Source organism: uncultured Tateyamaria sp., from assembly GCF_947497045.1.
GTDB lineage: Bacteria > Pseudomonadota > Alphaproteobacteria > Rhodobacterales > Rhodobacteraceae > Tateyamaria.
Map to the genome: position 1 here is coordinate 620765 of NZ_CANMEU010000002.1, position 18054 is coordinate 638818.

Below are 18054 nucleotides of genomic sequence, written 5' to 3' on the forward strand. Positions count from 1 at the left end.
GGGGCCCCTACCCACAACCACGTATTGTTTGCGCTTACCAAACGTCATAGAAGATGCTGCAACTGCAAAATACCGGCCCCGGGGGGAGCATAACATGCCCGATTTCCAGAAAATTCTCATCGCCAACCGGGGTGAGATCGCCATCCGCATCATGCGCGCGGCCAATGAAATGGGCAAAAAGACAGTCGCCGTCTTCGCCGAGGAAGACAAGTTGGGCCTGCACCGCTTCAAGGCGGACGAAGCCTACCGCATCGGCGAGGGCCTTGGCCCGGTCGCGGCCTATCTCAGTATCGACGAAATGATCCGCGTCGCACGCGAAAGCGGTGCCGATGCGATTCATCCGGGCTATGGTCTGCTGTCGGAAAACCCTGATTTCGTGGATGCCTGCGAGCAGAACGGGATCACCTTCATCGGCCCCCGCGCCGAAACCATGCGCGCCCTTGGCGACAAGGCATCCGCCCGCCGTGTGGCGGTCGAGGCGGGCGTCCCCGTGATCCCGGCAACCGAAGTTCTGGGCGACGACATGACGGCCATCAAGAAAGAGGCCAAAGAGGTCGGATATCCTCTGATGCTCAAGGCCTCGTGGGGCGGTGGCGGTCGGGGCATGCGCCCGATTGCCGATGAATCCGAGGTCGAGGAAAAGGTGCTCGAAGGGCGGCGCGAGGCCGAGGCCGCATTTGGCAATGGCGAGGGGTATCTCGAAAAGATGATCCTCAAGGCCCGCCATGTCGAAGTCCAAATTCTGGGCGACAAGCATGGCGGAATGTACCACCTGTTCGAGCGCGACTGCTCTGTCCAGCGCCGCAACCAGAAAGTGGTCGAACGCGCCCCTGCCCCTTACCTGACCCCCGAACAGCGGGTCGAAATCTGCGATCTGGGCTACAAGATCTGCAAGCACGTGAACTATGAATGCGCGGGCACCGTCGAATTCCTGATGGATATGGCGACGGGCAAATTCTACTTCATCGAAGTGAACCCGCGTGTGCAGGTCGAACACACCGTGACCGAAGAGGTGACGGGCATCGACATCGTGCAGGCCCAGATCCTGATTGCCGAGGGCAAGACCATTCAGGAAGCCACCGGCAAACCCACCCAGAAAGACGTGGTACTGACAGGCCACGCCCTGCAAACCCGGATCACGACCGAAGACCCGCAGAACAACTTTATCCCCGACTATGGCCGCATCACCGCCTACCGCGAGGCCACAGGCATGGGCATCCGCCTTGATGGCGGCACGGCCTATGCGGGCGGGGTGATCACGCGCTATTATGACAGCCTGCTGACCAAAGTGACGGCCAAGGCCCCCACCCCCGAGATGGCGATTGCGCGGATGGACCGGGCCTTGCGCGAATTCCGCATCCGGGGTGTCAGCACCAATATCGCATTCGTGGAAAACCTGCTCAAGCACCCGACCTTCCTCGACAACACTTACCACACCAAGTTCATCGACGAGACGCCGGACCTGTTCACCTTCAAGCGCCGCCGCGACCGGGGCACCAAGGTGCTGACCTATATCGCGGACATCACCGTGAACGGGCACCCCGAGGTCAAGGACCGACCGCGCCCGCGCGCCGATCTGAAGCCACCCAAGCCACCCGCTTTGCAGGCCGACCCGACCCACCAGATGGGCACCCGCAACCTGCTCGAACAAAAGGGCCCCCAAGCCGTCGCGGACTGGATGAAGGCGCAGCAACAACTGCTGATCACCGACACCACCATGCGCGACGGGCACCAGTCCCTGCTGGCCACGCGGATGCGCAGCCACGACATGATCAAGGTGGCCCCCGCCTATGCCGCCAACCTGCCCCAACTCTTTTCGATGGAGTGCTGGGGCGGGGCCACATTTGATGTGGCCTATCGGTTCTTGCAGGAATGCCCGTGGCAGCGCCTGCGTGATCTGCGCGAGGCGATGCCGAACCTAATGACCCAGATGCTGCTGCGCGGCGCGAACGGGGTGGGCTACACCAACTACCCCGACAACGTGGTGCAGGAATTCGTACGGGTTGCGGCCAATACGGGCGTCGATGTGTTCCGCGTGTTCGACAGCCTCAACTGGGTAGAAAACATGCGCGTCGCCATGGACGCGGTGCAAGAGCAGAACAAGATTTGCGAAGGCACGATCTGCTATACCGGCGACATCCTGAACCCGGATCGGGCCAAATACGATCTGAAATACTATGTGGATATGGGCAACCAGCTGAAAGCGGCGGGCGCGCATGTGCTGGGCCTCAAGGACATGGCGGGCTTGCTGAAACCGGCGGCCGCGCGCGTGTTGGTGCGTGCGCTGAAACAAGAGGTCGGGTTGCCGATCCACTTCCACACCCATGACACGGCTGGCATCGCCTGCGCGACGATCCTTGCAGCCGCCGAGGCCGGCGTGGATGCGGTCGATTGCGCGATGGACGCGCTGTCGGGCAACACGTCGCAAGCCACGCTTGGCACCGTTGTGGGCGCGCTGCAGCACACCGACCGCGACACCGGCCTTTCGGTCGATGCGATCCGCGACATCTCGGATTATTGGGAGGCGGTGCGCGATCATTACGCCGCCTTCGAGAGCGGCATGCAGGCCCCTTCCTCCGAAGTTTATCTGCACGAAATGCCGGGAGGCCAGTTCACCAACCTCAAGGCGCAGGCCCGCTCGCTCGGCCTTGAGGAACGCTGGCACGAGGTTGCGCGCACCTATGCAGATGTGAACCAGATGTTCGGCGATATTGTGAAGGTCACGCCATCCTCGAAAGTGGTCGGGGACATGGCGCTGATGATGGTTAGCCAGAACCTGACCCGGACCGAAGTCGAGGACCCCGACAAGGACGTGGCGTTCCCCGACTCGGTCGTGGACATGATGCGTGGCAATCTCGGGCAGCCTCCGGGCGGGTTCCCGGTGGGTATCCAGACCAAGATCCTCAAGGGCGAGGCCCCCAACGCCGCCCGTCCGGGGGCGGATGTGCCAGCCGTCGATCTCGAAGCGACGCGCGCCGACCTCTCTGCGCAACTCGAAGGGCGCGAGGTCGATGACGAGGACCTGTCAGGCTATCTGATGTATCCCAAGGTGTTCCTCGACTACATGGGCCGCCACCGCACCTACGGCCCCGTTCGGACCCTGCCCACCAAGGCGTTCTTTTACGGGATGCAACCGGGCGAAGAGATCACCGCCGAAATCGACCCGGGCAAGACCCTCGAAATCCGTCTTCAGGCGGTCGGCGAGACGAACGAGGACGGCGAGGCCAAGGTGTTCTTTGAACTCAACGGTCAGCCCCGCGTCATCCGGGTGCCCAACCGCATGGTGAAATCGACAACGGTGCAGCGGCCCAAGGCCGAGCTTGGCAATGCCGCCCATGTCGGCGCGCCCATGCCCGGTGTGGTGGCAAGTGTCGGCGTGCAGGTGGGCCAGGAGGTGAGCGAGGGTGATCTGCTGCTGACCATCGAGGCAATGAAGATGGAGACGGGCATCCACGCCGAGCGCGACGCCGTGGTCAAGGCGGTGCATATCACACCCGGCGGGCAGATCGACGCCAAGGATCTGCTTGTCGAGTTTGAGTGATCCCGCCGCTTGCGGCATGGGGTTTGACCGGCACGCCCGTCACCTTGCGCGGCGGGCACCGCAACACAGTCCTGCGCGTTGGCGCGCATGTTCTAAAGACAACACGGCGGTCCGAAGCGGCGCTGGAGTGGCTGACCCCGGTCCATGATGCCGCGCAAGCCGCGGGATTGCGCGTACCGCGTCTGATCCGCAGCGAAGCCGGGGCCTTGAACGTCGAGGGCTGGACCTGCGAGCCATACCTGCCAGGACGGCCCTCAGATGCGCGCACAATCGCGACACGGATCGAGGCGTTTCATCATGCCTGTATCGCCCTGCCCCAACGGCCCGGATTTGCCAGCGCCACCGACCTGATCATGTCCGAGTGCGGAGGTGATGTCGATCTGCGCCTGATGCCAACGCAAGTGGTTGCGCAGATCCGGCAAGCGTGGTCGGCGGTTGCAGGCCAGCCACAATCCGTGGTGCACGGCGACCTTGGCCCCTCAAACATCCCGATTGACCGGGAGGGCACGATCAGCCTGATCGACTGGGACGAGGCGCGGTTTGATCTGACCCTGTTCGACACCGCCCTGACGGGCAACACCAGACCCGAGGCAAAGCGCGCCAGATTGGCCCGGGAAATCGCCTGCTGCTGGCAGATCGAACCCGACCGCGCACGTCGCCTTGCTGCGACCCTGGCGCAGTGAACTGCGCCTTACGCCCTGCCTCAAACCGCTTTGGAACAGGCTTGCATCGCGGGTGGCACTGCGTGAAGGTCGCACTCAGGACTTTTTCAAACCTGAAAGCCATACCATGAAAAGCCCCAGCAACCGCGCCACATGGATCGCCGTTTCAGCCATGTTCGCCCTGAACGGCGCGCTTTACGGGATGTGGGCGTCGCGCATCCCTGCGGTGGCGGATATACATGGGCTGGACGCGGGTGATCTTGGTTGGCTGCTGTTGCTGCTTGCGGGCGGCGCAATCACCGCCTTTCCCCTTGCGGGTCGTTTCGCGGACAGGTTGGGGGCTGCGCGGGTCACCCTGAACATCGCTATCGCCTACAGCGTCGCATTGTGCCTGATCGGGATTGCGCCAAATGTTACCCTTCTTGCGCTGATGCTGTTCCTGTTCGGGGCCACCCACGGGGCGATGGACGTGGCGATGAACACTTGGGCGGGCGAGGCAGAGCGGTATATCGCGCGCCCGGTCATGTCCTCGTTTCACGCGATGTTCAGCCTTGGGGCCGGTCTGGGGGCGGCATCGGGCTATGGGGCGGAGTTGTATGACGTCAGTATCGCGGCACACTTCATTCCGGGCACGGCTGCCATCGCAGCGTTGACACTGGCCTTGGCGCGGATCCCATGGGCCTCTGCGCCCCAAGCCAACACCACAAGCACCCCGTTATTTCCGATCCCGAGGGGCGCTTTGGTTGCGGTTGGGTTGATCGCCTTTTGCGCGTCCATGGGCGAAGGGGCCATGGTCGATTGGTCCGCCCTTTTCCTTGTCGATATCGCGCAGGTCAGTGCCGCCAATGCGGCCCTTGGCTATACCGTGTTTTCCATCGCCATGGTCGTCACACGGCTGATCGGGGATCAGGTGACAAAGGCGTTCGGACCGGTCACGACGGCACGGATCGCGGGTGTCTTTGCGACGGCGGGCACATTATGCGCAGTGAGCTTTGCCACCTATGGAGCCGCGCTGGTGGGCTTTGTTCTTATGGGCATCGGCTATGCAGTGATCATGCCGCTGGTCTTTTCGCGGGCAGCCAACGACCCACACCTGCCGCCCGGCACAGCCATCGCGAGCGTGGCGACATTGGGCTATGGCGGGCTACTGTTGGGTCCGCCCCTGATCGGGTTTATCGCGCATGCCACCACCTTGCGCACCGGGTTCGGCGTGTTGGCCGTGTTGGCGGCGTTGATTATCGGGCTGGCCTATGCGGTGCGCAGCCCGCGAACCTAGCCTTTGTTGTACACGGCCCTGCGCAGGACCTGCCCGCCTTTCCATATCTGAACGACCACCTCGCGCTGCGTGATCAGCTCACCGTCCATCCGGCGGCGGCCTGATGGCCATAAATCACAACCCGGCCCAAGCTGGTGGCGTGACGTACGACGTTACTGGTGAATATCTCTTCGAGCCTGCGGCTCTCACGCGCTCTCTGATCGACATGTGGTGTTGCCTGATCTAAGGCCGGGGTAACGGCGTGTCATGGATCGATACAAGCGTTCATTTTTGCGAGCATATATCCAATACTTCAGATCAGGGGTGCACATATGAACATGCAGGCATTTACATATATTGTCCCGGACTATGATGCGGGCCTTGATTTCTTTTGCAGGGTGCTGGGCTTTGATCTGATCGCGGATATCGACCAAGGGCACAAAAGATGGGTTGAAGTCTGCGCACCGGGTGCCGCAACCAGCATCATCCTTGCCCGCGCCGATGGTCCCGTTCAGGAGGCCGCCATTGGCAATCAGGGCGCGGGTCGGGTGTGGCTGTTTCTGGGGACGGACGATTTTGCGCGCGACTATGCTCACCTGCGCGCCCATGGCCTCCGGTTCGAGGAACCACCCCGCCATGAACCATATGGAACCGTCGCGGTGTTTGTTGACCCCTTTGGCAGCCGGTGGGATCTGATCCAGCGGGCCTGAGACTTCAGCCCTTGGCAAATCCCTTGCCCGGCGTGCCCACAAGGCAGCGCGGGATCACCGGATATGTATCTGTCAGAAAATAGGCATATGTGCCGCCGGGATATTCAGAAGACGTGATCATGGCCCCGTTGCAGTCATCCAATTGGCCAGATCCGGGCAGGTATTCATAGTCCTGCTGGAACGCACCATCATATCGCCCGCCCGGTGCGATCCCACCCGGACGCCGCCCTGATTTCAACCGATAGGACGAGGTCATCCGCACCGTTTTGCCACCAAGCTCAGCCGTCAGCGCATAAATCGGGAAACCGTCCGCGGCGTAGCCAATCAAGGGTGACGGGGCCGAGGCTGACCAGCCCAATTGCTGCATCAGCCCCACAGGCAGGCCGTGGTAATGATAAGCACCGGTGGGCTGCACATGGGCATAGTTGGCATCAAGCCCGAGAGACACTGCTCCGCCCAAGGCATTGTATTGCCACCCGGAACGAGGACTGCCCTGCCAGAACTCCGCCGCATTGGGATCAAAGGGCACGCCATTGATCGCAACGCCAAAGGACGCGCCGCGCTGCAAGGGCGTGGCGTGGCCCACCTTGGGGCTGACGGGCACGCGAAAGGTATGGGATTGGGCAGAAATGCGGTTCGGGTTGCCAGAGTTGGGAAAGCGGCCAACAGCATGGGTCGGCACACCGTTGGACGCGATGGTGCGGGTCCGTGCGGTCTGCGTGATCTTGACCGACCCGCCCGACAGTCGCTGTGCCGCACGGGTCAAGGTCACAGGTTCAACCTTGGTCGTAGTGTGTTGGCGCAATCTGGGCTGTGCGTCGCCTTGTACAGCGCAGGCCAACAGGATCGCGCCAATCAGCATCGCGGTCTTGAGTTGGGACAAGGTCATGGTCGGTCTCCGGTGTTGAAGGCTATTTGCCGGCCCGATCGGGACCGGGGATGACAACGACAGCCCCTTGGCCGACGGGGCCGAAATCGAGCATCAGGGTAAAAATATCGGGCGGTGGGCCGTCAAAGCGCAGGCGGGTGTGTAATTCCACATCTTCGGCAAAGTTCACATAGATCGGATCGAAGGCGGGGCTGATGGCCCCCTCGGCCGCAATCCCCACCAGAACCAGTGGGCCGCCAAGCCCGGTCAGCGTCACGCTCAGTTCGACCACCTGCCCCGTCGCAGCCGCCCGAGAGACCTCGGCCAGCATATCCGGCACATGGGGGCCGTCATGGGCCACGGCCTGCACCGCCCCCCAACAGATCACGGTCAAGGCAATCACGGACAGAATGGATCGCGCACGGTGGGTCATGGTGGTCATACGCACCCCAAATCGGTTTCCGTCGCACAACACCTTAAAATTTTTGCCTGCGCCATGTGATACTCTCAAGTTTTTTGTGCAGCCCCGCACTTTTCCACTTGCAGCGCGCGGCAGGGGTAAGTATCTCCGGCTCACCCAAGGAAGCGGGCGTAGCTCAGGGGTAGAGCATAACCTTGCCAAGGTTAGGGTCGGGCGTTCGAATCGCCTCGCCCGCTCCAACTTTCCAACCCTACCCCGGTTGGTCACGACAGATTACGATGACAGGACCTCCCCCCGGGGGGTCCTTTCGTTTTTCGCACTACTTATTGGCGGGGCACGCCATATCAGCCGGAGAATCTGCCGTGGTTTTGGATATCGAAGTGCATCTGGAATACGACCTTCCCGCCCCTGTGGACCTTTTGGTGCAGATCGAGGCAGCCCCCCTGCCCGATCAACATCTCCTGTCAGCCCATATCGAAACGTCGCAGACGCAGCACTTTACCCGCGTTGCCGCAGAGGATGACATCGGCACCCGCATCTGGTTGCAAGCGGAGGACACATTTCAGTGCAACTATACCGCGCGGGTGCAAGTGGACCGGCCCGTGCCTGACCTGGGCATCCTAAACGCTGTCGCGCCCCATCTGCTGCCCGGTGAGACGGTGCGCTATCTGATGCCGTCACGATATTGCCCATCGGACGAGTTTCAGACCTTTGTTGCAGCAGAGTTTGGCGGCCTTCAGGGCGGGGCGCGGATTGCCGCCATCAACGACTGGATCGCAGATGCGTTTTCCTATGTGCCGGGGGTCAGCAATGCCCAGACCACGGCGATTGACAGCTTTGTGCAGCGTCAGGGGATTTGCCGGGACTTTGCCCATGTGATGATTGCGCTGGCGCGGGCCTCGACCATCCCGGCCCGCTTTGCCAGCGTCTATGCGCCCGACGTCACCCCGCAGGATTTTCATGCCGTGGCCGAGGTTTATCTGGATGGCGCGTGGCATTTGGTGGACCCGACCGGCATGGCAACCCCCGACACGATGGCCCGGATCGGCGTCGGCGCGGATGCAGCCGATGTGGCGTTCCTGAATGTGTTTGGACAGGCCGGCTTCGTGGCCCAATCGGTATCCGTGGCCCGCTCTAAAACACCTTGAACGTCATGGTCGTGAGCGAGCGTTCGATCCCGCCGATGTCCAGCAGCTGGTCGTTGATATATTTGCCAACATCCTGATCGGTCGGAATGTAGACCTTCATCATCAGGTCATAATCGCCGGATGTGGAATAGAGTTCGGAGTGGATTTCGCGCAGCGCGATCTCTTCGGCCACCTTGTAGGTCGATCCAGGGCGGCATCGGATCTGGATAAAGACGCATGTGGACATCGGGAAGGCCTTTTTCGTGACAGATATGCCGATCTAGTGCCATGTCGGAGGGGGGCGGCGCAAGGACTGGCGCGGTGGCCCTTGGCTGCGCGCGCGCCGCCCCCTATAGAAGCGCCAACGCATATTTTCGAACCGGAGGCCTGCCCCATGCGCAGCACCACCCTGACCCGCACCACCGCCGAGACCGATATTTCGGTCGCGTTGAATCTGGATGGTACGGGTGTGTACGACAACCAGACCGGGGTCGGGTTCTTTGATCACATGCTGGATCAGTTGGCGCGGCATGCGCTGATCGACATGACCGTCCGCTGCGCGGGGGATTTGCACATCGACGATCACCACACGGTCGAGGATGTGGGCATTGCCATCGGCCAGGCATTGGCCGAAGCCGTGGGCAACAAGAAGGGCATTCAGCGCTATGGGTCCTGCCTGTTGCCGATGGATGATGCGTTGGTGCGGGCCGCCCTTGATCTGTCAGGCCGTCCGTTTCTGGTGTGGAACGTGGATTTGCCCACGCCCAAGATCGGCACCTTTGACACCGAATTGGTGCGCGAGTTCTTTCAGGCGCTGTCCACGCATGCGGGCATCACGCTGCATGTGGACATGCTGCATGGCCTCAACAGTCACCATATTGCCGAGGCGGCCTTCAAGGCGGTGGCGCGCGCGTTGCGCATTGCGCTTGAGGTTGATCCGCGCGTGGCCGATGCAATCCCGTCCACCAAGGGCACCTTATGAGCCTCACGGTTCTGATCGATTACGAAAGCGGCAATCTGCATTCGGCCCACAAGGCGTTTGAACGCATGGCGCGCGAGGCGGATGCGGGCACGGTAGTGGTCACCTCTGACGCTGATGTGGTGGCCAAGGCCGACCGGATCGTGCTGCCCGGTGACGGGGCCTTTCCGGCCTGTGCGACGGCTCTGCGCGGTGCGGGCGGGCTGTATGACGCGCTGGTTGAGGCGGTCGAGGTCAGGGGCCGCCCGTTTCTGGGCATCTGCGTCGGCATGCAGTTGATGGCCACATGGGGCCGCGAATATGCCGACACGCCGGGTCTGGATTGGGTAAACGGTCAGGTGGTGCCGATTGTGCCCGGCGATGACAGTTTCAAGGTTCCGCATATGGGCTGGAACGATCTGGTGCTGGATGCGCCGCATCCGGTGTTTGAGGGTGTGATGAGTGGTGATCACACCTATTTCGTTCATTCCTATCATTTTGAGGTGGCTGATCCGGCATTGCGTCTGGCCCATGTGGATTATGCGGGTGATGTGACGGCTGTGGTCGGGCGCGACACGATGCTGGGTCTACAGTTTCATCCCGAAAAGAGTCAGGATGTGGGGCTGCGTATGATCCGCAATTTTCTGGCGTGGGCCCCTTGATCAAGAGGTGAGGCGCAGGACACCTGCGCCTTACGGGCTGCCGGTAGCTTTATGCGAAACCGCAGGGTTTGTAGGGGCTCTGCCCCCGGCCAAAGGCCTCCCCCGCGGTATTTTTGGTCAAAAGAAGATCAGGGGCGGTTTGCTTTTTCGCTGAGACCGGACGTGCCCTGGCGTTTGGCAAGTTCCGCCATCACATCCGCAAGTGCCACATCGCGCGCGGCCAGCATGACCAGCAGGTGATAAAGCACATCTGCGGCTTCGGACGTGAGCGCGGCCCTGTCGCCCTTCGCGGCTTCGATGATCGCCTCAACGGCTTCTTCGCCGAACTTTTCAGCGCATTTTTCAGGGCCCTTTGCAAGCAGCCTGGCCGTCCACGAACTGTCGGGATCGGCTCCTTTGCGCGCTTCAATGGTTGCGAACAGGTCGTCAAGCGTCATGGCGCTTGCCATAAATCATGTGCGTTATGGCGCTTGCCGCAAATCATGTGCGTCATGTCAGCCTCATGGGAATGCCAGCCGCGGCCATATGCGCCTTGGCTTGTCCGATTGTGAAATCACCAAAGTGGAAAATCGACGCCGCCAGCACCGCCGATGCGCCCCCTTGGGTGACCCCGTCAACGAGGTGATCCAGCGTGCCGACCCCACCGCTTGCAATCACGGGAATCTTGACGGCATCCGAAATGGCACGCGTGAGGGGCAGATTGAACCCGGCCCGGGTGCCATCACGGTCCATCGAGGTCAGCAGGATTTCCCCTGCCCCTTTGGCCGCTGCGGTGCGCGCAAAGTCAACCGCGTCTATGCCAGTGGGTTTGCGCCCGCCATGGGTGAAAATCTCCCATCTTCCGGGGCTGACGGTCTTGGCGTCAATTGCGCAGACAATGCACTGGCTGCCAAACTGGTCGGCGGCGCGGGTCAGGACGTTAGGGTCCGCAACGGCCGCCGAGTTGAACGACACCTTGTCGGCCCCTGCCAACAGCAACGCACGCACATCCCCAACCGTGCGCACTCCGCCCCCCACCGTAAGCGGGATAAAGCATTGCTCGGCCGTGCGCCGCACCAGATCAAACATGGTGCCTCGGTTTTCATGGGTGGCGTGGATGTCGAGAAAACACAGCTCATCCGCGCCCGCCGCATCATAGGCCTGCGCTGCGGCCACAGGGTCACCCGCGTCCACCAGGTCGACAAAATTCACGCCTTTGACCACGCGCCCGTCAGCGACATCAAGGCAAGGTATGATCCGGGTTTTCAACATGGGGGCTTGATAGTGTGCTTTGGCCTGACGCGAAAGGGGTTGCGGCCCCTGCCGCTTCGGCAGGCTTCGGCTGGTCACGCGAACGTGGCTGGTATTGTGCGTTTGTGATGCCAAACTGGTCTGGCATTTAACGGAGGTTTGCGATGAAACTGTTTGCGGCGATTGGATTTATTTTGGCGATGACGGGGGCCGTAATGGCAGGTGACAACGGAATTGAACGGAAAAAGGCAGCGGCTGGCGTTGTGGAAACAATGGACCAGCTTGTAGCGGCGATGGAGGGCGCGGGCCTCAAGATCTTTGCACGCGTCGATCATGGCGCGGGCGCACAGTCCATTGGCGAGGACATCGGGGCCTCGCAACTTTTGATCTTTGGCAATCCGAAGGTTGGCACCCCGGCGATCAAGGACGATCCGGTGTCGGGGCTGTTCCTCCCCCTCAAGGTTCTGGTCTATGAGGATGGCGGCCAGACCTGGATCGCGTACCAAAAGCCCGTCGATATGCTGGGCCCGTTGGGCGGCGTGGCCGAGGATGCCCCCTATATCAACGTGATGACCGGCGCATTGGGCAAGTTCACGGACGCGGTCGCCGAGTAATCCCATCTCGCTTTGGCGATGGACGGGCGCATTGTGGTGCGCCCGTTTTTTTACGCCTTGAGGGCGGCGAGCGCCTCGATCAGATCGATCGCGCCGTCATAAATGGCGCGGCCCGAGATGGCCCCTGCAATGGACCCTGTGGCCTTGAGCGCCGTGAGGTCCGCCAGCGAGGACACGCCCCCCGATGCAATCACCGGGATGCGCACCCCCTCTGCCAGCGCTTGAGTGGCCGGAATGTTGGGTCCGCCCATCGCCCCGTCACGGTTGATGTCGGTGTAGATGATCGCCGCAACCCCCGCATCCTCAAAGGATTTCGCAAGGTCCGTCGCATCCACATCCGTTTCAGTCGCCCACCCTTTTGTCGCAACCTTGCCCGCACGCGCATCGATACCGACGGCCACGTGCCCGGGAAAGGCCCGTGCCGCCTCGCGCACGAGGTCCGGGTTTTCGACGGCCACAGTGCCGAGGATCACCCGGTGCAACCCTTTGGACAGCCACATCTCGATGGTGGCCATATCGCGGATGCCGCCCCCCAGTTGCGCAGGCACCTTGCAGGCCTTCAGGATCGCTTCGACCGGGGCGGCGTTCACCGGGGTACCCGCAAATGCCCCGTTCAGATCGACCAGATGCAACCATTCACACCCGGCGTCGACAAAGGCCTGTGCCTGTGCGGCGGGATCGTCGTTGAACACGGTCGCCTGGGTCATATCACCATGCACCAGTCGCACGGCCTGCCCGTCCTTGAGGTCGATTGCGGGGTAAAGGATCATCGGCTTTGCACCTTTTGGAAACTGATGGGGGCCAAGTGGCACCTTACGTCACAATTTGCAACGCGACCCTAGGTCATTGTTGATTTGCAACGCACCGATGCCCCAGGGTTTTGCGCAGTCACGGAGGAGAGAACGACATGAAACACCTGATTGCAGCCGCATATGTGGCCATCGCGAGCGCGGGCATGGCATTTGCCGAACCGGTTGCGGGCACCTGGAAAACCGAAGCCAGCGACGAAGGCGCCTTCCTGCATGTGGCCATCGCCCCATGTGGCGCAAATATCTGCGGCACCATCACCAAGGTTGTGGGCAGCGACGACACCTCGTCAGTGGGCAAGGCCATCATTTGGGACATGAAGTCCAAAGGCGACGGCAGCTATTCGGGTGGCAAGATCTGGGCACCGGATGTGGACAAGACCTACCGCTCCAAGATGTCGCTGAACGGGAATGCTCTGAAAGTGTCGGGCTGTGTTGGGCCGATCTGTCGCGGACAGACATGGACGCGCATCAACTAGAATTGGACAGAGGCGGACACGCATCAACTGATCTGAACGCGCTGACGTAACGGATTGGAAGGCCCGGACCCAGAAGGGGTGCGGGCCTTTTTTCGCGCCGTTGAGGGGCCTCTGTCTACATCTTGGAACAAAGGCGTGACATCAGAGCTTTGACGAGATGATCCCGGTGTTGAAGCCGCCCATTCTCAACTCACCAAACAGGCGCTGATATTCGATTTTCGGGCAACGGTTCTGGATCACGGTAACGCCACGCGCACGGGCCTTGGCGGCGGCCTCCTCGTGTTGCACTCCGATTTGCATCCAGATCGTCTTGAGGTCTGGAAACGTGGCCAATGCCTCATCCACAATCTCGGGGACCGCTTCGGATCGGCGGAAGATATCGACCATGTCCACAGGTGCCGTGACCTCGGCCAAAGTCGCAACCGCAGTGGCCCCGAACAGGGTTTCACCCGCGATCATCGGATTGACCGGGATCACTCTGAACCCTTTGAGTTTCAGATAGCGGGCCACAAAATAGCTGGGACGCACCGGGTTTGCAGACACGCCCACGACGGCCACGACCCTTGTGTTCTTCAGAACATCGCGCAGATGCTGATCTGTATATATCTCGTCCATGCCTGCCTCTTGCGTTCAGGCCCACGCTGACAAAAAAACGCCCCGATCGCAAAGCGAAAGGGGCGCAAAGGTACGGAACGAGGGACAGTAAACTCAGGCGCGGGGTGTTCCAAACCCATCGCTTACCATAACAGATATGGTGCACAGAGCGCCGTAAAAGAGCTTCTCGCAAATCTGTGAACGAAATATAAACGCATGTCGGCGATTTGGCGCGTGGTCCATCGCCGGACCCCGATCAATCGAAGATATCCTCAATGATATCAAACGCGTCCTCAAAGAAGTCACCCCAACGCGATTTCTTGCGCTTGTGCTTTTTCCTGACGGGTTTGTTCACCTGCCGTTTGACGGACTTTTCGTAAGGCTTGGATCGGTGGACGGGATCGCGCGCGGCCGGAGCCTGTTTCGGCATCATTTTGAGGTTGTGCAGCGGGGCCCCGCAGCTTGAACACGCAAGTTCATGCCGCGTCTGCCCCTTCAGCACCAAAGCCGCCCGTGTGCCGCAATAACAGCACGTTCCGATTTTCGTGGGGTAGCCGATGGTCGCCTCCTTAGCTGTGGTCCTTGCTTGCATATAAGGCGATTGCGGCCGCGTTTGAGACGTTGAGGGATCCAAACCCGCCTGCCGCGTCGATTTTGACCAACATGTCGCAGGTTTCCTTGGTCTTTTGGCGCAAACCTGGCCCTTCAGCCCCCAGAACAAGCGCCACGGGGCGATCTTTTTGCCCCTTGAGCGCGCCCTCGACGGATTGCCCGGCCTCGCCGTCCAGGCCCAGCACGAGGTAGCCCATGCCCTGCAACGCCACAATCGCGTCCGACAGGTTGCGCACCCGCACGTAAGGTTGGCGTTCCATCGCGCCCGAGGCAGACTTGGCCAGCGCGCCCGTTTCAGGGGCTGCATGGTGGCGCGTGCCCACAACCGCTGAGGCGCCCAGCACCTCGGCCGAGCGCAGGATCGCCCCCACATTGTGTGGATCCGTCACCCGATCCAGCAGGATCAGCCGCGGCGTGTCGGCCCCGATGGCCACATCCTCAAGGGTGCCCCAATCCAGCGGTTTGACCTCAAGCGCCGCCCCCTGATGGACTGAGCCGGGATCGATGGGGGCGTTGAATTTGCGCGCATCGACGATCTCGGGCTCGATACCCGCCTCGGCAATCGCATCCGCCAGTTTGGTTTGCGCATTCAGCGTCACCATCAGGCGCAGCTTGGTGCGCTTTGGATTGACCAGCGCATCACGCACCGCATGCAGACCGAACAGCCACAGCGTTGCCGCTGCATCCGCCTTTTTGGCCTGCTCTTTTTCGACGACCCATTTGGGTTTTTTCATCTTATCCCCTTCGGCCTGCGCCGGTTGGGCCATGGCCTGCATTTCGTGTCTTGACCCTTGTGAGGCGGGCCGTTAGTCACGCGCTCACGTCATTTCGGGTTTACGCTCTAATGGCGCAGTGGGCGACAGGCCGCAAGGTGTGGCAGGGGACTGTAACTCCCTCGCGGAGACGCACGCCTGGTTCGATTCCAGGGTCGCCCACCATTCACTCTACAGCGTTGATTTTTATAGCTATTCAGCATACGATCAACGCTGAGATGGCATATTTTCGATACATATCACTCGGTTTTCGATACAAATGACTGCTGAGAAGAAGGTGAAATACCTGAAAATTGATCGTGGACGGTATTACTACCAGCGCCGCGTACCCGATCAGTTTCGGGAATTATTGGGGATATCCAAGTGGCAAATGCCATGTGGAGATGTCAGCTATGCCAAGGCCGTTCAGCTTGTCGTGAACTGGGCTGAGGAACACGACGACCTGTTGACCGAACTGAAGACGCCTGAAGGTTACGACGCGGTTGAAGTGGATAACTTTCGCTCAGAAGACATGGCTGCGGAGAAATTCATCGAACGCTTCGGTGGAACACCGTTATATTCTAATGGCGATGACCTGGTTCCGCTCGAAGACCTGTCTAAGCCGTGGATGACTGCTTTGGAGGAAGTCGCGAAGCTTGATGAATACCATTCAAGGGCGAAGGCTCCAGAACACGAGGTTCTTCAACTTCAGGCCAAGATACTTGGAGCAAAACGTGACGGTTCGAAACTAGGAAAAATCAAACTAACGCCTTATCCTGAGTTCATAAAATTGGCACAATCTTACTCCGCCGATACGGATTTGGTCGAATTTGAGTTCACGCAACATCCACCTAGGCCAATGTCGGATGAGCTGTATCTCTACCAGCTAAACAGCGTCTACCAGCTTTATTTTGGCGCTGAACCTACCCCACCATCCGATCCTGATGATCGCGATGAGTATGTTTTTGCCAAGCACCGTATTGAAAGAAAGATATCGAGCGTCACACCAGATAAAGACAGCATTACAGCGGTTCTAGAAAAGTATTGCAAGTTCAACTCGATCAGGTCTGGAACCCGATCAAAGTACCGCCGCGAAGTAGCCAGGCTCGTTGCAATCACTGGTGATGTCCCGATGGCACATGTCCGTTCCGAAGACTTGAAACAGCTTAGAGATCAATTGATAGGTACAATTCAGGCGGCGTCGATCCAAGCGATCTTCACCCCAATCAAAGGCATTTTCGCATTCGCATTCGATGAAGACATCATCCCAAATAACCCAATGCTTGGTGTCAAACTGCCCAAGGACAAAAGACCAATCGAAGAAAGGAAGTGGAAGTCTTTCACGCCGTCTGAGGTGACACAAATACTCGGTGCCGCTAAGGAAGTATGGTCTGCCCCCGTGCAAGGGTTGTCTGATGCGCGAAGAGAAGCGATCCATATGGTGGTGCGTGTCTTGACCTATTCGGGAATGCGCCCAGTCGAAGTGATTAGACTGAAATCCGACGATGTAACCGATAGCTGGATTCACATTACTGGAAGCAAGACGGAAAGCTCAACTCGCGTTGTTCCCTTGCACCCCGAGATCGCTGACTTTCCAGCGTGGGTTGCATCAGGCGGGCTGGAAACATTCCAAACGATAAAAACGGATCAAGTTGGATCAGTACGTCACAACTTTGGTCAATTGCTTCGGAAAAAGATGCAAAATCCAATCACGGACCCACAGAAGGCTCTCTACTCACTTAGGTCCACATTCGTGAATGCCATGCGTCGCGCTGGTGCAGACATTCAGGTCCAACGCGCAATCCTGGGCCACAAAGAAGCTGGTGCGATACGCCACTATTATGATGGCCAAGAATTTGAGGTGAAACGAAAGTGGGTTGAAGCTACTGACCCACGACAATGACCAATTCATCCATGATCAATTTCCCAACGCCTTCACCATGCCCTCAAATCGTTTGATGTTCACCTGGTGATCCAGCAGTTGGTCATCATCCAACCCGCTCACTTCCAGTCTGTACAACTCAACTGTCAGGTCACCGCGCTGTTCGGGTGTGAGCTTAACCCCCAGTCGAATCAGCATCTCATCTAGTTGTACGATCACTGCCCTCATCACGTCCAAATCGATGCCCTCTCGCGTCGCTGCATCATTGAACAAAGCATGGGGTTCGATCCCGAATAACTTGGTTAACTGGAGCATCCTGCTTTGGGTTATGGACGACAGCCCACGTTCCAGCCGTGACACCTGTGACTTCGTGATGCCCAACTTTCCAGCAAGCGTCTCTTGGGACATATCCAGTGCCCTGCGGTGTTTTGCGATATTGTTCGGAACGTTTGGTCCCATCGGTCCCAGCCTTCATGTGTTGCTTAGCAATCATCTTCGCTGATTTTCCCCCATTTGTGCAGTTACATATTGCGCTACATACGTCTATAAGTAAGCATAATATGCTTACTTTGATTCCAAAATAGTCATATTGCGACGATCTTGCAGACACTGAAACAAGGAGACTCACTTGACCGCTGAAGCCCTAGCCCTGATCGCATCGTACTTCCTTTGTAGCGAAGCCGCTGAGTTGCGTGTTCTGGATCGTGCCAAAGTCGAAGCCTGCACCGCCATCTACATAGAGGTGAAGCTGGGGTTCTTGGCTGACGTAGATTTGGTCGCCTATCAGTCCATGGAGGCCACTCATGTAACCCGTCACGGCCTTTGAGACAGACAGCATTGTTTTGCTAAGGGAGTGTCTTTCGCTCATCGTAACCCTTGGA

At 59.6% G+C, this 18054-nt stretch carries 21 protein-coding genes and 2 tRNA genes; 13 read left to right on the forward strand and 10 right to left on the reverse strand.

Going from position 1 to position 18054, the window contains the following annotated elements; genetic code table 11:
• The first annotated feature begins 94 nt into the window (after positions 1-94).
• From Q0859_RS06565 to Q0859_RS06580, 4 genes are all read left to right on the forward strand, one after another.
• Positions 95-3541 carry a pyruvate carboxylase gene (locus Q0859_RS06565; RefSeq protein WP_299148854.1) on the forward strand — a complete coding sequence of 1149 codons (3447 nt, stop codon included), beginning with the start codon at positions 95-97 and terminating at the stop codon, positions 3539-3541.
• Positions 3538-4224, forward strand: coding sequence for a phosphotransferase (locus tag Q0859_RS06570; RefSeq protein ID WP_299148856.1), 687 nt, complete (start codon positions 3538-3540; stop codon positions 4222-4224). The genes Q0859_RS06565 and Q0859_RS06570 overlap by 4 nt, the downstream gene beginning before the upstream one ends.
• 106 nt (positions 4225-4330) lie before the next feature.
• Positions 4331-5479, forward strand: a complete 1149-nt coding sequence (locus Q0859_RS06575; protein WP_299148858.1) for an MFS transporter — start codon at positions 4331-4333, stop codon at positions 5477-5479.
• Positions 5480-5790: 311 nt separating this feature from the next.
• Entirely contained in the window at positions 5791-6168 is a 378-nt protein-coding gene (locus tag Q0859_RS06580; protein WP_299148860.1) for a VOC family protein, read from the forward strand.
• 4 nt (positions 6169-6172) lie between these two features.
• Here Q0859_RS06580 and Q0859_RS06585 read toward each other — a convergent pair whose 3' ends face one another.
• Both Q0859_RS06585 and Q0859_RS06590 read right to left on the reverse strand, forming a co-directional pair.
• Positions 6173-7057 carry a YHYH protein gene (locus tag Q0859_RS06585; RefSeq protein ID WP_299148862.1) on the reverse strand — a complete coding sequence of 295 codons (885 nt, stop codon included), beginning with the start codon at positions 7055-7057 and terminating at the stop codon, positions 6173-6175.
• Positions 7058-7079: 22 nt separating this feature from the next.
• A complete protein-coding gene (locus tag Q0859_RS06590; RefSeq protein ID WP_299148864.1) occupies positions 7080-7478 on the reverse strand; it encodes a hypothetical protein in 399 nt (132 codons plus the stop codon).
• Positions 7479-7621: 143 nt separating this feature from the next.
• Between Q0859_RS06590 and Q0859_RS06595 the strand changes: the two genes are divergently transcribed.
• Both Q0859_RS06595 and Q0859_RS06600 read left to right on the forward strand, forming a co-directional pair.
• A tRNA-Gly gene (locus Q0859_RS06595) sits at positions 7622-7696 on the forward strand.
• 123 nt (positions 7697-7819) lie between these two features.
• Positions 7820-8605: a transglutaminase family protein gene (locus tag Q0859_RS06600; RefSeq protein ID WP_299148866.1), complete on the forward strand. Its 786-nt coding sequence runs from the start codon at positions 7820-7822 to the stop codon at positions 8603-8605.
• On the opposite strand, the gene Q0859_RS06605 is transcribed toward Q0859_RS06600, so the two are convergent.
• Positions 8592-8831 (reverse strand): Lrp/AsnC ligand binding domain-containing protein, encoded by a 240-nt coding sequence (locus tag Q0859_RS06605; protein ID WP_299148868.1) that lies wholly within the window; start codon positions 8829-8831, stop codon positions 8592-8594. The genes Q0859_RS06600 and Q0859_RS06605 overlap by 14 nt on opposite strands.
• 147 nt (positions 8832-8978) lie before the next feature.
• On the opposite strand from Q0859_RS06605, the gene hisB reads away from it, so the two are divergent.
• Together hisB and hisH are read left to right on the forward strand one after the other, a co-directional pair.
• Complete coding sequence (gene hisB / locus Q0859_RS06610) at positions 8979-9566, forward strand: imidazoleglycerol-phosphate dehydratase HisB (protein ID WP_299148870.1); 588 nt, start codon at positions 8979-8981, stop codon at positions 9564-9566.
• Entirely contained in the window at positions 9563-10204 is a 642-nt protein-coding gene (gene hisH / locus Q0859_RS06615) for an imidazole glycerol phosphate synthase subunit HisH (RefSeq protein WP_299148872.1), read from the forward strand. The genes hisB and hisH overlap by 4 nt, the downstream gene beginning before the upstream one ends.
• A 128-nt stretch (positions 10205-10332) precedes the next feature.
• Here the strand turns inward: hisH and Q0859_RS06620 are convergent, their stop codons facing one another.
• Complete coding sequence (locus tag Q0859_RS06620; RefSeq protein WP_299148874.1) at positions 10333-10641, reverse strand: phosphoribosyl-ATP diphosphatase; 309 nt, start codon at positions 10639-10641, stop codon at positions 10333-10335.
• 52 nt (positions 10642-10693) lie between these two features.
• On the reverse strand, positions 10694-11455 hold the full coding sequence (gene hisF / locus Q0859_RS06625) for an imidazole glycerol phosphate synthase subunit HisF (protein ID WP_299148876.1): 762 nt from the start codon (positions 11453-11455) through the stop codon (positions 10694-10696).
• Between the two features lie 143 nt (positions 11456-11598).
• Between hisF and Q0859_RS06630 the strand changes: the two genes are divergently transcribed.
• Positions 11599-12048: a DUF302 domain-containing protein gene (locus Q0859_RS06630; RefSeq protein ID WP_299148878.1), complete on the forward strand. Its 450-nt coding sequence runs from the start codon at positions 11599-11601 to the stop codon at positions 12046-12048.
• Between the two features lie 50 nt (positions 12049-12098).
• Here Q0859_RS06630 and hisA read toward each other — a convergent pair whose 3' ends face one another.
• Positions 12099-12818, reverse strand: a complete 720-nt coding sequence (hisA, locus tag Q0859_RS06635; protein WP_299148880.1) for a 1-(5-phosphoribosyl)-5-[(5-phosphoribosylamino)methylideneamino]imidazole-4-carboxamide isomerase — start codon at positions 12816-12818, stop codon at positions 12099-12101.
• Between the two features lie 137 nt (positions 12819-12955).
• Between hisA and Q0859_RS06640 the strand changes: the two genes are divergently transcribed.
• Positions 12956-13333 carry a DUF2147 domain-containing protein gene (locus Q0859_RS06640; protein ID WP_299148882.1) on the forward strand — a complete coding sequence of 126 codons (378 nt, stop codon included), beginning with the start codon at positions 12956-12958 and terminating at the stop codon, positions 13331-13333.
• A 141-nt stretch (positions 13334-13474) separates the two neighbouring features.
• Here Q0859_RS06640 and Q0859_RS06645 read toward each other — a convergent pair whose 3' ends face one another.
• The 3 genes from Q0859_RS06645 to rlmB all read right to left on the reverse strand — a co-directional run bounded on the left by Q0859_RS06645 (position 13475) and on the right by rlmB (position 15273).
• The gene (locus Q0859_RS06645; RefSeq protein WP_299148884.1) at positions 13475-13948 is read right to left on the reverse strand and encodes a CoA-binding protein; all 474 of its coding nucleotides are present in this window, start codon (positions 13946-13948) and stop codon (positions 13475-13477) included.
• Positions 13949-14183: 235 nt separating this feature from the next.
• Positions 14184-14360, reverse strand: coding sequence for a hypothetical protein (locus tag Q0859_RS21490; RefSeq protein WP_366523183.1), 177 nt, complete (start codon positions 14358-14360; stop codon positions 14184-14186).
• Between the two features lie 136 nt (positions 14361-14496).
• The gene (gene rlmB, locus Q0859_RS06655; protein WP_299148886.1) at positions 14497-15273 is read right to left on the reverse strand and encodes a 23S rRNA (guanosine(2251)-2'-O)-methyltransferase RlmB; all 777 of its coding nucleotides are present in this window, start codon (positions 15271-15273) and stop codon (positions 14497-14499) included.
• A 120-nt stretch (positions 15274-15393) separates the two neighbouring features.
• On the opposite strand from rlmB, the gene Q0859_RS06660 reads away from it, so the two are divergent.
• Positions 15394-15477: transfer RNA gene (locus Q0859_RS06660), tRNA-Tyr, on the forward strand.
• Between the two features lie 94 nt (positions 15478-15571).
• Complete coding sequence (locus Q0859_RS06665) at positions 15572-17194, forward strand: tyrosine-type recombinase/integrase (RefSeq protein ID WP_299148887.1); 1623 nt, start codon at positions 15572-15574, stop codon at positions 17192-17194.
• A gap of 15 nt (positions 17195-17209) precedes the next feature.
• Here the strand turns inward: Q0859_RS06665 and Q0859_RS06670 are convergent, their stop codons facing one another.
• Positions 17210-17632 (reverse strand): helix-turn-helix transcriptional regulator, encoded by a 423-nt coding sequence (locus tag Q0859_RS06670; protein ID WP_299148889.1) that lies wholly within the window; start codon positions 17630-17632, stop codon positions 17210-17212.
• Between the two features lie 169 nt (positions 17633-17801).
• Here Q0859_RS06670 and Q0859_RS06675 point away from each other — a divergent pair, with 169 nt between their 5' ends.
• Positions 17802-17999 carry a hypothetical protein gene (locus tag Q0859_RS06675; protein ID WP_299148891.1) on the forward strand — a complete coding sequence of 66 codons (198 nt, stop codon included), beginning with the start codon at positions 17802-17804 and terminating at the stop codon, positions 17997-17999.
• Positions 18000-18054: the final 55 nt, after the last annotated feature.